This window comes from Mucilaginibacter sp. OK268, assembly GCF_900103125.1.
Taxonomy (GTDB): Bacteria; Bacteroidota; Bacteroidia; order Sphingobacteriales; family Sphingobacteriaceae; genus Mucilaginibacter.
In genome coordinates this window covers 247,087-260,255 of sequence record NZ_FNJV01000002.1, presented here as the reverse complement: position 1 = coordinate 260,255, position 13,169 = coordinate 247,087, and the positions used below count along the sequence as shown (strand labels likewise).

Genomic DNA, 13,169 nt, shown 5'->3' with positions numbered 1-13,169 from the left:
AATTAAATAAACATGAAGTATTACCAAAACAAAACATATATGAAAACTCTCCTGCTGGCCATGTCGTTGATCTTGGTGGGATTGGTTGCCTGTAAAAAAGTTCACTACGAATGGGAGGACTACACTTACACTCCCGTTCCAACAGTAACAATTGATACCGCAAAATCGGCACTGCCTACCCGGCAAGCCGCTAAAGTGGTGTTTTTTAACCTGAAAGATCCAAATCTGGCAGCCGAACAATTCTCTTACGTATTGAATTGGCAGGCGCTGGGAACCAGTGGTGTAAAATCAATAGAAGTTTATAACAGTTTTAACAGGGCCGAGCCAAGCGTTCCGGCTTATCCAATTGTTATATCTTCTCCTGGTAATCAATATCCCAATATTGCTCAGTTCCCGTTGCCAAGCATCGTTGGGGCAAATGATAAATTGTATGAAACGGTTACTGAATTTCCTAAAACGTACACTTTTACTGCTGTTCAGCTGGCAGCTTTAAATGGGATCAGCCTGAGCGATGTAAAGGTAAATGATTACTTTTTGTTCAAATTTATTTTGAACCTGAATGACGGTAGCCGGATAGTGACCTTCTTTAATAACATTGTTGATGAAGCGCGTGGCGAACCGGGGGATTGCCGTACAGGTGCGAGGTTTAAAAGCCAGTAACAAGAGTTACCGGCCAAAATAAATTTAACATATAAACCATCTAAAAATGAATATTATCAATACGAGTTTGATAAGGGCGGCTATGCTTTTGTCAATAACGGGAGTAACGCTAAAATCATATGCTCAGGAAGATAACCCTGCTGAAAAAAAAACAGTAGTTGCGGCTAAGCAATACACCCAGGAGGTGAATACCTTAGCCAACAAAGTGTCTGTGAAAAAAGCATTACAAACCATCGTCGACCTGCAGCCACAAACGTTGGCAGACCATATTTTGCTTACAGAAATACCAGCCCCACCTTACAAAGAAATGGTGAGGGCAAAGAAATATGCTGAATTGCTAAAAGCCGCTGGTGCAGATTCTGTTTGGACCGATAACGTGGGAAATGTAATAGCAAAAGTCAAAGGAAGAACAGGGAAAAAGACGGTAGTACTGGAAGGTCATATGGACACGGTTTTCCCCGAAGGGACGGATGTTAAGATAGTCCACAAAGGAGATACGTTGTATGCACCCGGGATATCTGACGATACCAGAGCCCTTGCTGTTGTTTTGACGGTACTTAAAGCTGTGAAAAAAGCAGATATAAAAACTGATGCAGACGTGCTGTTTATTGGTGCGGTAGGCGAGGAAGGGCAGGGGGATCTGCGTGGTGTGAAAAACATGTTTAGCGATAAAGGTCCCGGGAAGATAGATACTTATATTGCTGTTGACGGTACCGATATTAATATGATCGTACATCGTGGTTTAGGGTCACATCGGTACCGTATAACTTATAAAGGCCCGGGCGGGCATTCCTGGGGTTCATTCGGTTTAGCCAATCCGCATTATGCCTTAGCCGGCGCTATTCATTACTGGGTATTAGCTGCCGATCAATTCTCGCGCGAAAAAGGTGTACGTGTTTCCTATAATGTTGGTGTTACGGGCGGTGGTACTTCTGTTAATTCAATCCCTTTTGAATCATGGATGGAAGTGGATATGCGGTCGGAGAGTCCGGAACGTTTGGCCGGAATGGACAAGCTGTTGCAGGACGCTGTTCAGAAAGCTTTGAAGGAAGAAAATCAATTAAAACGGTTTGGCGCGGATCTTACCGTTGATGTAAAACTGATAGGCGACCGACCTTCGGGTGTTGAAGATCCCGGTCTTCCGTTTGTGCAGCGTGCCATTGCTACGGCCAGTTTTTTACATGCTGAGCCTAAGTTGGGTGCAGAGTCAACCAATGCCAATATACCTATTTCAAAGGGTGTGCCGGCGGTTACTATCGGATGCGGTGGCGCGGCCGGAGGTTTTCACTCTTTGGGAGAGTGGTGGCTGGATGATAAAAAAGCGTATATAGCCACACAACGTGCCCTGTTACTATTACTGGCCGAAGCCGGCGTATCCAAATAAATTGAAACTAAACCATAAATTATTAAACAATAGATCATGATCGGAAAACTTAACCGGATGTTTGTTTTACCCATGCTTTTTTTCGCGTCGGTATCTCAGGCACAAACAGTTCCTTCACCAAAGGAGCACTTTGGTTTTACTATTGGAGATGATTATCAGTTGGCAAATTATACGCAAACGGAAGCGTATTTTAAAAAACTGGCAAATTCTGACCGTGCCCGGCTGGTAGATATTGGTATGACTGAAGAAGGAAGGCATCAATATATGCTCATCGTTTCATCCCCTGAAAATTTAAAGAAACTTGATCATTATAAAGATATTTCCAAAAAACTGGCCCACGCCGATGCGCTGACAGATGAGCAGGCTAAAAGCCTTGCTGCCGAAGGTAAATCAGTTATATGGATTGATGGTGGCTTACATGCCACAGAGGTGGTTGGCGCACACCAGCTCATTGAAACCATGTGGCAGTTGGTGAGCCGTAATGATGAGGAAACGCTGAACATTTTAAAAAATGATATTATCCTGCTGGCGCACGCCAATCCCGATGGGCAGGAGCTGGTATCAAACTGGTACATGGGTGAAAAAGACCCTAAAAAACGCAACATGAATGTGCCCCGCTTATGGCAAAAGTATGTTGGCCATGACAATAACCGGGATTTTTACATGATGAACATGAAGGAAAGTCAGAACATCAGTCGCCAGCTGTTTGTAGAATGGATACCGCAGATCATGTACAACCATCACCAGCGCGGCCCTGCAGGTTCTGTATTGGCGGGTCCACCTTACCGCGACCCATTTAATTATGTATTTGACCCGCTGATTGTGACCAGTATTGATGCGGTTGGGGCAGCCATGAATAACCGGCTGAACGTGGAAGGAAAACCTGGTTATACCCAGCGTGCGGGCTCCCAGTTTTCGACCTGGTGGAATGGCGGTCTGCGCACCACGCCTTATTTTCATAATATGGTTGGTTTGCTTACCGAGATCATCGGCAACCCAACGCCGGAGACTGTTGCATTGGTTCCTGATCGCTTGATTCCGAACGGGGCAACACCAAACCCGGTTATCCCACAAAAATGGCATTTCCGTCAGTCTATTGATTACTCGGTTTCCCTGAACTACGCTGTACTTGATTACGCGGCACGGTACCGTAGTGAATTACTGTATAATATTTACCGCATGGGTAAAAACTCCATAGAGCGGGGTAGTGGCGACCACTGGACCTTTTACCCTAAATATATTGATTCTATAAAAGCGGCCTATAAAAAAGAGAAAAAGCCAGTCAAAAAGGATAGCAGCAACACTAATCAGTCAGGCGAATTTGCATTTGGGCGAGAGGGTGATATTCCGGCTAAATACTATGATCAGGTATTAAAAGATCCTAAAAACCGGGATGCACGGGGATATATTATCCCGGCAGATCAAACCGATTTTCCAACAACTGTGAAATTTATCAATGCCCTGCTTTTATCCGGCATCCAGGTTCAGAAAGCAACCTCAGAATTTACAGTAGCCGGAAAAAATTACCCGACAGGTTCTTATATCGTTAAAACAGATCAGGCCTTTCGACCGCATGTGATTGATATGTTTGAACCACAGGATCACCCGAATGATTTCCAGTATGAAGGCGGGCCACCAATAAAACCTTATGATGCGGCCGGCTGGACATTAGCATTTCAAATGGGGGTAAAGTTTGACCGCATGGTTGAAGGTTTTGACGGGCCGTTTCAAAAAGTACCCTACGGCGATCTGCAATCGCCACCGGCTTTAAACCTTACAACTACTGCAAAGGCCGGTTATCTGATCAGCCCATCTATCAATAATGGTTTTATCGCGGTTAATGACCTGCTTAAAGCTGGCGTGAAAGTTTACCGTTTACCAAACGGTATAAGTGATAAGCCTGAAGATGGGCCAGGTACTTTCTACGTTCCGGCATCGATACAATCAAAAACGGTGCTTGCAAAAGAAACCTCGGCTCTTGGACTTCAAGTTTCGGGTGTTGAGAAAGCCCCGAAAGGCGCTGTTAAAATTTCGCCGGTGCGTATTGCGCTTTGGAATACCTATGGCGGTTCCATACCATCGGGTTGGGTACGCTGGTTAATGGAGCAATATCATTTCGATTACAAGATCATTTATCCGCAGGAAATTGACGCCGGAGATCTCCGGAAAAAATATGATGTGCTGATATTTGTTACAGGAGCTATTCCTCCGATTGGAAAAGCCGAGCGTAGTGAATACCCCGACAGGCAGCCAAAACCAGATTCCGTAGCCGCGGAATTCCGCCCATGGCTTGGCAAAATCACGGCCGATAAATCTGTCCCTCAGCTTAAAAAATTCATGGAAAGCGGTGGCACCGTGGTAACTATAGGAACCAGTACCAATTTGGCCTATCATTTGGGTTTACCTGTTCATAATGCTTTGGTTGAAAAAGGAGCAAATGGAAAAGAACGTCCGATTTCGGCATTGAAGTACTACATTCCCGGCAGCTTATTGCATACCCGTTTTGAAACAACAGAGCCAGCTAATTACGGTATGCCTGCCGAAAACGATGTTGATTTTGACAGGAGCCCCGTGTTTAAACTGGATAGTGGTGCTGTAGAAAAAGGTGTAAAACGTCTGGCCTGGTTTGATACCGATAAACCTTTGCACAGTGGCTGGGCATGGGGACAGGCTTACCTGAAAGATGGTATTGCCGCCTTTGTTGCACCCGTGGGGGCTGGTAAACTATATGCTTTTGGCCCGGAGATCACTTTTCGTGGACAATCGCAAAGTACGTTTAGGTTATTATTTAATCAGTTGTATTACAGTAAGTAATATCGGTTTAATGGTTTAACAAAGTATCAAAACATTTTTATGTTTAAAAGAATCCTATTGCTTAATTTTTTCTCGAGTATTGTGCTGATGACCTTTGCGCAGAAAAACGCGGAGAAAGAAAAGATCATTGCTTCCATACAAGGTAAGGAAGCAAACTATGCCAAAATTGCCCACCAGATCTGGAACTATGCTGAACCTGGTTACCTGGAAGTGAAAAGCTCTGCCTTATTGCAGGAAGAGTTAAAAAATGCCGGTTTTGATGTAAAAGCAGGTGTTGCCGAAATTCCTACCGCGTTTGTGGCTTCGTACGGAAGCGGTGAGCCGGTTATTGGCATCCTGGCCGAATATGATGCCCTGCCCGGTTTATCAAACGTGGATGAACCCGAACAGAAAGCATTGGTCAGCGGGGCTGCGGGTCACGGTTGTGGCCATAATCTATTTGGCACCGCATCTGTAGCGGCGGCCATTGCGGTTAAAGACTGGCTCAAAAGTTCAGGTAAAAAAGGAACCATCCGCTTATACGGCTGCCCCGCCGAAGAAGGTGGATCAGGGAAAGTATATATGGTAAGGGCGGGGCTTTTTAATGATGTAAACGCGGTGTTGCACTGGCATCCGGGTAATGAAAACTCAGCAGGTATTACACCCTGGTTGGCCAACAAAAATGCCAAATTCAGATTTTATGGGGTGGCTTCACACGCTTCCGCCGCGCCTGAAAAAGGACGATCGGCTTTAGACGCTGTTGAAGCGATGGATAATATGGTGAACATGATGCGTGAACATATTCCCTCAGATACCCGGATCCATTATGTAATTACCCATGGGGGCGAAGCGCCTAATGTGGTACCAGCCTTTGCCGAGGTTTATTATTATGTACGGAATCCCCAGATGCAAACTGTTAAAGAGATCTGGGAACGGGTAGTAAAAGCAGCCGAAGGCGCGGCCATGGGTACCGGTACCCGGATGGATTATGAGGTGATTGGGGGGGGTGTATAATATGCTGCCAAACTTAACCTTATCCAAAGTGATGGATAATAACCTGCGGATTGTAAAAGGGTTTACCTATACCGAACCGGAAAAACAGTTTGCCGAAAAGCTACAGACTACATTCATTGGTAATAGTAAACCCATTCCGTTTGCCGAAGCTACCGCAAATATCAAACCTTTCAGCGTTTCAACCGAAGCGGGAGGAGCATCTTCAGATGTAGGCGATGTAAGCTGGACCGTTCCCACTGCAGGCATTATAACGGCAACATTTGTACCGGGCTCTTCGGGACATAGCTGGCAAAACGTAGCTGCCGCGGGTACCAGTATAGGTGCCAAGGGAATGATGGTAGCGGCTAAAACTATTGCACTTTCTGCTTATGATTTGTTTAAGAACCCTGAATTGGTGAAGAAAGCCAATACCGAACTGACTGACAAAAGGGGAACTGATTTTAAGTATGATGCCATGTTGGGTAACAGGAAACCAGCATTGGATTATCGTAAATGATTTATTAAAAATGAATGATCACTATACTTTATAACCAAAACTTATCTTATGAAAATTAAAAGTTGTTATACACTGATCGTACTGTTATGGCTGTGCATATCTGCTGCGCAGGCGCAAACCATACCTTCGCCAAAAAGCTTTTTTGGCTTTAATATAGGCGATGATTATAAACTCACCAATTATACCAGTACTGCGGCATATTTTAAAAAATTAGCTGCTGTATCCAACCGTACAAAACTGGTGGATATTGGTCTTACCGAAGAGGGGCGTCATCAATATATGATGATCGTATCGTCGCCGGCGAATATAAAGAACCTGAATAAGTATAAGGAGATATCTCAGAAACTGGCCCGGGCAGAGGGTATTTCAGATCAACAAGCGCTTGCAATGGCAGCCAAAGGCAAAGCCGTTGTATGGATTGATGGAGGTTTGCACGCTACGGAGGTTGTGGGTGCGCACCAGCTCATTGAAACCATGTATCAGCTTGTAAGCCGTAAAGACCCGGAAACAATTCGGATATTGGATAATGTAATTATCCTGATGACACATGCCAACCCCGATGGTATGGAGCTGGTATCAAACTGGTACATGCAGGAGAGCGACCCCAAAAAACGGAACCTGAACATCCCGCGCCTGTATGAGAAATATATAGGACATGATAATAACCGCGATTTTTATATGATGAACACGAAGGAAAGTACCAATATGAACAGGCAACTGTTCCTGGAATGGTTTCCGCAGATCATGTACAACCATCATCAACGGGGTCCCGAGGGCTCTGTTCTGGCAGGGCCGCCTTACCGCGATCCGTTTAACTATGTGTTTGATCCTTTAATGATCACCGGGATAGATGCGCTCGGCGCAGCCATGTACAGCCGGCTTAATACGGAGAATAAACCCGGGTATACCCGGTTAACGGGCTCCAGCTTTTCTACCTGGTACAATGGCGGTTTGCGCACCACTACACAGTTCCACAACATGATCGGTTTGCTAACGGAAATAATAGGCAACCCTACGCCCGAGAAGATTCCCGTTGTCCCGCAACGCCTGATCCCGAATGGTGCCACGCCAAATCCCGTTTTGCCGCAGGATGTTTGGCATTTCCGCCAGTCGATAGATTACTCGGTTTCCCTGAACTATGCCGTGCTTGATTATGCGGCGCGCCAGCATGATGAGGTTCTATTCAATATTTACCGGATGGGTAAAAATGCCATTAACCGGGGTAATAAAGATAACTGGACACTATCACCTAAACGGTCTGATGCCATTACACAGGCGTATAAGGCTGATCAAAAAGTTACAGAAAAACCCGACGCAGGCAATACTGGTGGAGGTAACCCGGATGACCCTATGGGTTGGAGCACAAGAGGGAGTAATATCCCGATGAAATACTATGACGCGGTACTGAAAAACCCCACCCTTCGTGATCCGAGAGGTTATATCCTTCCCGCAGATCAGCCCGATTTTCCAACGGCAACACAATTCATCAATGCTTTGATCAAAGCAGGTATTCAGGTACAAAAGGCAAACGCCGATTTTACCGTAGCAGGGAAAAAATACCCGGCAGGCTCTTATATCGTAAAGACCAACCAGGCATTTCGGCCTCACGTACTGGATATGTTTGAGCCGCAGGATCATCCCAATGATTTTCTTTATCCTGGCGGCCCTCCAATTAAACCTTATGACGCTGCCGGCTGGACACTTGCTTTTCAAATGGGCGTACATTTTGATCGTATACTTGATAGTTTCAACGGACCCTTTCAACCCATTCCTTATGGAAAGATCCAGTCTTCGCCAAAGCAAACCTTTGCTGCAACCACAGGTGCTGGTTATCTGTTGAGCTCGCAGGTAAACAATGCTTTTATAGTCGTTAATAACTTGCTTAAAGTGGGTGTCGAGGTCTATCGCTTGCCAAAAGGCACTGCAGGTATGTCAGAAACAGGCACTTTCTTTATCCCCGCCGGGGCAAATACCAAATTGATACTGGAAAAGGCAGCAGCCGACGTGGGTATTAAAGCTACCGCAATTGAACAGCGTCCGGCTGATGCGGTAAAAATATCATCCATGCGAATTGCTCTTTGGGATACCTATGGTGGTTCGATACCTTCGGGATGGGTACGCTGGCTTTTGGAACAGTATCATTTTCCTTACGATATTATCTATCCGCAGGATATTGATGCCGGTAACCTGCACAGCAAATACGATGTAATTATATTTGTGACGAGGGCAATCCCACCGGTTGGTGGCGAAAGGGGCAACAGGGTAAGCTTATTTGCAGATCGTGAACCCAAACCGGAAGAAGTAACAGCAGAATTTAAGAACCGACTGGGTAAAATAACTCCGGAGAAGTCAGTCCCTCAACTTAAATCCTTCCTGGAAGATGGTGGATCTGTAGTTACTATAGGCAGCAGTACCAACCTTGCTTACCACCTTGGTCTGCCCGTTCGTAATGAGCTTGTTGAGAAGAATAGCAAAAACGAAGATAAACCATTACCAGGAACAAAATATTACGTACCAGGAAGCATTCTGAGTGTCAGTGTTGATCCAACGGTGCCAGCTGCATGGGGCATGGGTAATACCACTGATATTGATTTTGACAACAGCCCTGTTTTTAAACTGGATAGCGGTGCTGTGGAGAAGGGAGTGAAGCCGATAGCGTGGTTCTCAACTGATAAACCATTGAGAAGTGGCTGGGCATGGGGGCAAGCTTATTTAAAAGATGGGATTGCAGCCTTTGTGGCTCCGGTTGGCAAAGGAGTATTGTATGCCTTTGGCCCCGAAATAACTTTTCGTGCACAATCACATGGCACATTTAAATTGCTTTTTAATCAATTATATAGTACCGGTAAATAGTTTTAAAAACTTTGTTTGTTTGATTGTTTGATGCCTGGCCCGTAAGCCGGGCATTTTTTATTACCTTATATCATTCAAACAGCACAAGTTTCGGGTTCATAGAGCATATCTTGTTTCATCTTTTGATTTTTGGAATGTTTAAATAATGAAAGCATTCTAAAACCTTTTTCTATCATAATTTTATTCATTGTCATCTTTAACGGTTTCCAATACACCCAGTCGTGTTCATTCTGTTAAATTCCTCGAAAAACGGAAAAGCCTTACTTATTTAGTAAGGCTTTATTCCATAGACGATCGTTGCCTCTCTTTTTTATCTCCTTTTTTACTTCATGGATCAATTGCCGTTCCGAGGACGGGTACAAACAATGAGATATGGTTCTTTGAACTGAAAATCAAACTGATGTAACAGGGCCAGCGAAATTCGGTGTTCCTGAATTCCGGAAAAAGTAAAAGGGTATCGAATGGGCACCGATTTGTTTGAATTAAGTTGATTTAACTCGTATTGAAATTTTGAAGCAAAGGTTGTTTAAACTAAAAAGGCCTCTTTTTAAAGAGGCCTTTTTAGTTTGGTGGGTCTTCCAGTGATCCCGCTGGGATTCGAACCCAGGACCCCAACATTAAAAGTGTTATGCTCTACCAGCTGAGCTACGGAATCTTACTTTTAACTTCTTCGATTGTGTTACCGTTTCCGTTTAAAGTGGTGCAAATATAGGAGTATTTGATATATGGTGCAAGCCTTTTTTTGAATTAATTTACAAGTATTTTTTAAGGCATTCATTGCCAATAAACTACATTTTAAAAATCGCTATTTTGCCGTTATTTCCGGCAAGTAAAACCATTTTTCCTCGCTTTGATTTCCTGCAAACATTAAAACTTGCACTATCTACCTTCCTCCAGGTATGACCGCCATCAGTGGTGATGTTACTTCCGGAAGTGCCAGTGGAGAGAAATATATCACCTTTAATATATTCTACACATGATTGAAAGCCCCAAGGCCCTTGAACTGGATTATTAAAAGCAGGAGGGTGGAGTTTGAAAATCGTGGCTACAGAATCTGTTCTTTTATCATTTTCATAATCACCGCCAACTATGATGATCTCATTTTTTCCGGATGCTAAAGAGAATGCGCCCTGGCTTGATTTTGAATGAGTGAGGGGAAGATTGACATAATTATATCCGTCGATGCCATTTACAGTACTGATCATTCTGCTGTTTTTACCTCCGGATACAATAAATAAATTTCTGTTATATACCCGGAAGCAAGTACCACTGGCCGCGAAAGCCGCTTCGCTCGGCAACGCAGTGGGAGGGTTGGCCACATTAGTCCATGTTTCACCACCATCCTTAGTCTCCATTAACAAAAACTTATCTTTAATAGGATCTCCAAGGATGTATCCATGCCGCTTATCTACAAAATCCATGGCATCAAAAAAATAAGTAGTATCAGCTTTTCGATATTTTTCCTGCCAGCTTTTACCTCCATCAATGGTTTTCAGTACTAATGATGGCGTACCAGAGCTCATGATCACCGCTTCTTTATCTGAAAATGCTTCAATATCCCGGAATTCAGATTTTTCATAACCTTTTATCTGTTGCCAATCCCATGTTTTGCCTCCATCGTTAGTTGTGGCGATATATCCTTTACTGCCACTGATCCATGCTGTTTTATCATTTACAACAGATAACCCTCTAATACTTGTAGGTTTATCTTGCTGTAAGAGCACCACGCTTTGTGATTTGGTGATTGACGATAGAAATAAAAGAGGAAATAAAATGCTGGTAATGAGGTGATATCTTGTTTTCATTAATTTCGAATAAAGGATACAGTTTTATCCGAAATTAATTTAAAAGCATGCAAATGGCAATTACTTATCAATTTTTATATTATTTAGATTGCAATTTGATTGAAACGATTATATTTGCACGCTTATTAATTAATCGATGTATAAAATCGCTCCATTGCGATCTTGAAACATCAGAGCAATAAGCCCGGATGGCGAAATTGGTAAACGTTGCGGTCTCAGAAGCCGTTGAGAATTGTCTCTTGAGAGTTCGAGTCTCTCTTCGGGCACGCCTGATTTGATTGAGTAGCCTTAAGTAATTATTATTTAAGGCTACTATTTTTTAATGAAAAGCCCAGGTGGCGAAATTGGTAGACGCACCATCTTGAGGGGGTGGCATTCGTAAGGATGTGGCGGTTCGAATCCGCTCCTGGGCACACCTTAAAACACTAATCGTAGTTTTATTCTTCAACTACTTTGAACTTGTGTTCATAGTACCACTGAGATAAAAGCACACCATCACTCCAGCTTAACTTTCCGTCAGCGGCAATTTGCGCCACCAGTATAGATAGCTGATGAAGGATTCCCGGCTTAATATTCTTATCCATTGTTTGTATAACCTCAATTGCAGCTTTTACGATGAGATCTGTAAAGAGCTTTCAACCAGTTTTAATTCGGTTAAGAAAATGGGGAGAGTTGCCCGGAGTCTATCTTTAATAACATCATCAATATTTCCGGGAATAATTGAAGTGAATATATCCGCAATAGGGGAGTCTACAAAGTTTTTAATATTCTCTGTTATGGTAATCCCAATTTGCAATGCTGTTTTGATTTCTGTTGGAAGTCCACCAAAAAGTACTTCAATCTGATTCCAGATCTTTTTTAAAAATGTGTTTAAGCTCATCGTTTTTTATTGTCTTTAAGTTTATTTACGTCTTGTTGTAATACGGCCACCTGACCCTCTAAAACCTTTAATCTTATTTCGTTGACGCGAGATTGGATTTCTTGTGTAGAGCGAACATCTTTAATATCGCTCTTCAATTGAAAATAGGTTGTCATTACGGACATAACTATACTGATTGTACTGAGTACCGTTACCAGGATATTTTTAAGGGTAATGCCTTTAATTTCGCGATGTTCTATAGTTGTCATGGTTGTTTGAATAAAGTGCTTTCTTTAGCGCGTCTTTTTGTTAATGAGTTGCTTACTATCTTTTTGCCGGTTTGCGGATCGGTAATTTTATTCCATGGGGCAAACCAATTGGCAGCTTCTGCATAATCTTTTTCGTTCAGCTTTTTTAATAAAGTAGAATGCAACAGCGCGTTTGTGCCTAAATTGTAGGTAAAAGACACCAAAGCATCGTATTGATCTTGGGTAAGTGGTACTAGTACATAACTATTTACAGCAGCCTCGTACTGACTGAGTGTGCACATTAATAGGGAATTGGCTTGAGCTTCGCTATTTAGTTTATCGCCTGATTTTATCGCTTTGTCATTCTGATATCTGGTTGAACCATATCCGATAGTCCATACACCGGCAATATCTTTATAAGCATGCAGTACTAACCCTTCAAAACTTTTGATGAGGGCAATGCCATTTTTACTGATCTTCATCATTGAACGGGTATTATGGTTTTTGCCGGAGTAAATAGATTTTTGCCCAGATAAGCTATGCCTGCGGCTACCGCCGTATGCCATATAGTAGTGAAATCAAATGTAAACTGCCCTTTTTGAACAGATTCTGCAACTAGGGTAAACACCGCGCTGATTATGGTAATGATGAGGCCCTTAATAAAGTCCTGAGTGTTCAGGCTTAAAAAGTTTGAAGTTATTTTTTGCATGATTTATTTTTTAGGGAGTAAATACTATCAGTTGTAGCACCCGCAGCGTTGAGCATTACCACACTATCAAGAGCTGCATGCTCCAGTTTATGCTGACGCTGGGTTACGCATCCTGTGAGCATGGCAAAGCCCCCGATAAAAATTATATATCGTTTCATGGTGATTGTTTTTGGGGTGGAATCTGTGATGTGAAGAAGAATCCGCTATAGACCAGTTTAGTCAATAGGTTAGATTCGCTTATTGTAAAGAAGTACAAAGTGGGAATTCAAATGTACAAATGTCTACTTATGAATAAATAACCACGCAGGCAGAATAATTATAAATCAGTTACCCATTTTACTCGTAACC

Annotated in this window: 13 protein-coding genes and 3 tRNA genes; 8 read left to right on the top strand and 8 right to left on the bottom strand. The window is 43.1% G+C overall.

Features of this window, described 5'->3' with window-relative positions:
* The first annotated feature begins 39 nt into the window (after nucleotides 1–39).
* The 6 genes from BLR84_RS07055 to BLR84_RS07035 are packed head-to-tail and all read left to right on the top strand — an operon-like array spanning nucleotide 40 to nucleotide 9,200.
* Nucleotides 40–660, top strand: a complete 621-nt coding sequence (locus BLR84_RS07055) for a hypothetical protein (protein WP_090467610.1) — start codon at nucleotides 40–42, stop codon at nucleotides 658–660.
* A gap of 46 nt (nucleotides 661–706) precedes the next feature.
* The gene (locus tag BLR84_RS07050; protein ID WP_090466392.1) at nucleotides 707–2,044 is read left to right on the top strand and encodes a M20/M25/M40 family metallo-hydrolase; all 1,338 of its coding nucleotides are present in this window, start codon (nucleotides 707–709) and stop codon (nucleotides 2,042–2,044) included.
* A gap of 36 nt (nucleotides 2,045–2,080) precedes the next feature.
* A complete protein-coding gene (locus tag BLR84_RS07045) occupies nucleotides 2,081–4,858 on the top strand; it encodes a M14 family metallopeptidase (RefSeq protein ID WP_090466390.1) in 2,778 nt (925 codons plus the stop codon).
* 39 nt (nucleotides 4,859–4,897) lie between these two features.
* Nucleotides 4,898–5,851, top strand: a complete 954-nt coding sequence (locus BLR84_RS07040) for an amidohydrolase (RefSeq protein ID WP_218128242.1) — start codon at nucleotides 4,898–4,900, stop codon at nucleotides 5,849–5,851.
* 1 nt (nucleotide 5,852) lies between these two features.
* Nucleotides 5,853–6,347 (top strand): zinc-binding metallopeptidase family protein, encoded by a 495-nt coding sequence (locus BLR84_RS30230; protein ID WP_218128241.1) that lies wholly within the window; start codon nucleotides 5,853–5,855, stop codon nucleotides 6,345–6,347.
* A 48-nt stretch (nucleotides 6,348–6,395) separates the two neighbouring features.
* Nucleotides 6,396–9,200 (top strand): M14 family metallopeptidase, encoded by a 2,805-nt coding sequence (locus BLR84_RS07035; RefSeq protein ID WP_090466389.1) that lies wholly within the window; start codon nucleotides 6,396–6,398, stop codon nucleotides 9,198–9,200.
* Between the two features lie 582 nt (nucleotides 9,201–9,782).
* Here BLR84_RS07035 and BLR84_RS07030 read toward each other — a convergent pair.
* A tRNA-Lys gene (locus tag BLR84_RS07030) sits at nucleotides 9,783–9,855 on the bottom strand.
* A gap of 133 nt (nucleotides 9,856–9,988) precedes the next feature.
* The gene (locus tag BLR84_RS07025) at nucleotides 9,989–11,005 is read right to left on the bottom strand and encodes a WD40/YVTN/BNR-like repeat-containing protein (RefSeq protein WP_090466387.1); all 1,017 of its coding nucleotides are present in this window, start codon (nucleotides 11,003–11,005) and stop codon (nucleotides 9,989–9,991) included.
* Nucleotides 11,006–11,187: 182 nt separating this feature from the next.
* Between BLR84_RS07025 and BLR84_RS07020 the strand changes: the two genes are divergently transcribed.
* Together BLR84_RS07020 and BLR84_RS07015 are read left to right on the top strand one after the other, a co-directional pair.
* Nucleotides 11,188–11,271 (top strand) — tRNA-Leu (locus BLR84_RS07020).
* 63 nt (nucleotides 11,272–11,334) lie between these two features.
* Nucleotides 11,335–11,418, top strand: a tRNA-Leu gene (locus BLR84_RS07015).
* Nucleotides 11,419–11,442: 24 nt separating this feature from the next.
* Here BLR84_RS07015 and BLR84_RS29965 read toward each other — a convergent pair.
* The 6 genes from BLR84_RS29965 to BLR84_RS29960 are packed head-to-tail and all read right to left on the bottom strand — an operon-like array spanning nucleotide 11,443 to nucleotide 12,979.
* Entirely contained in the window at nucleotides 11,443–11,589 is a 147-nt protein-coding gene (locus BLR84_RS29965; RefSeq protein WP_176851984.1) for a hypothetical protein, read from the bottom strand.
* A 26-nt stretch (nucleotides 11,590–11,615) separates the two neighbouring features.
* Entirely contained in the window at nucleotides 11,616–11,885 is a 270-nt protein-coding gene (locus BLR84_RS07010) for a hypothetical protein (protein WP_090466385.1), read from the bottom strand.
* On the bottom strand, nucleotides 11,882–12,133 hold the full coding sequence (locus tag BLR84_RS07005) for a hypothetical protein (protein ID WP_090466383.1): 252 nt from the start codon (nucleotides 12,131–12,133) through the stop codon (nucleotides 11,882–11,884). The genes BLR84_RS07010 and BLR84_RS07005 overlap by 4 nt, the downstream gene beginning before the upstream one ends.
* Complete coding sequence (locus BLR84_RS07000; protein ID WP_218128238.1) at nucleotides 12,130–12,597, bottom strand: lysozyme; 468 nt, start codon at nucleotides 12,595–12,597, stop codon at nucleotides 12,130–12,132. Before BLR84_RS07000 ends, BLR84_RS07005 begins: the two co-directional genes overlap by 4 nt.
* On the bottom strand, nucleotides 12,594–12,821 hold the full coding sequence (locus BLR84_RS06995) for a hypothetical protein (protein WP_090466380.1): 228 nt from the start codon (nucleotides 12,819–12,821) through the stop codon (nucleotides 12,594–12,596). The genes BLR84_RS07000 and BLR84_RS06995 overlap by 4 nt, the downstream gene beginning before the upstream one ends.
* Entirely contained in the window at nucleotides 12,809–12,979 is a 171-nt protein-coding gene (locus BLR84_RS29960) for a putative periplasmic lipoprotein (protein ID WP_176851983.1), read from the bottom strand. The genes BLR84_RS06995 and BLR84_RS29960 overlap by 13 nt, the downstream gene beginning before the upstream one ends.
* Nucleotides 12,980–13,169: the final 190 nt, after the last annotated feature.

Coding starts and splice junctions, on each gene's coding strand:
- BLR84_RS07055 (WP_090467610.1), top strand. CDS start 40: ATGAAAACTCTCCTGCTGGCCATGTCGTTGATCTTGGTGGGATTGGTT.
- BLR84_RS07050 (WP_090466392.1), top strand. CDS start 707: ATGAATATTATCAATACGAGTTTGATAAGGGCGGCTATGCTTTTGTCA.
- BLR84_RS07045 (WP_090466390.1), top strand. CDS start 2,081: ATGATCGGAAAACTTAACCGGATGTTTGTTTTACCCATGCTTTTTTTC.
- BLR84_RS07040 (WP_218128242.1), top strand. CDS start 4,898: ATGTTTAAAAGAATCCTATTGCTTAATTTTTTCTCGAGTATTGTGCTG.
- BLR84_RS30230 (WP_218128241.1), top strand. CDS start 5,853: ATGCTGCCAAACTTAACCTTATCCAAAGTGATGGATAATAACCTGCGG.
- BLR84_RS07035 (WP_090466389.1), top strand. CDS start 6,396: ATGAAAATTAAAAGTTGTTATACACTGATCGTACTGTTATGGCTGTGC.
- BLR84_RS07025 (WP_090466387.1), bottom strand. CDS start 11,005: ATGAAAACAAGATATCACCTCATTACCAGCATTTTATTTCCTCTTTTA.
- BLR84_RS29965 (WP_176851984.1), bottom strand. CDS start 11,589: ATGGATAAGAATATTAAGCCGGGAATCCTTCATCAGCTATCTATACTG.
- BLR84_RS07010 (WP_090466385.1), bottom strand. CDS start 11,885: ATGAGCTTAAACACATTTTTAAAAAAGATCTGGAATCAGATTGAAGTA.
- BLR84_RS07005 (WP_090466383.1), bottom strand. CDS start 12,133: ATGACAACTATAGAACATCGCGAAATTAAAGGCATTACCCTTAAAAAT.
- BLR84_RS07000 (WP_218128238.1), bottom strand. CDS start 12,597: ATGATGAAGATCAGTAAAAATGGCATTGCCCTCATCAAAAGTTTTGAA.
- BLR84_RS06995 (WP_090466380.1), bottom strand. CDS start 12,821: ATGCAAAAAATAACTTCAAACTTTTTAAGCCTGAACACTCAGGACTTT.
- BLR84_RS29960 (WP_176851983.1), bottom strand. CDS start 12,979: ATGAAACGATATATAATTTTTATCGGGGGCTTTGCCATGCTCACAGGA.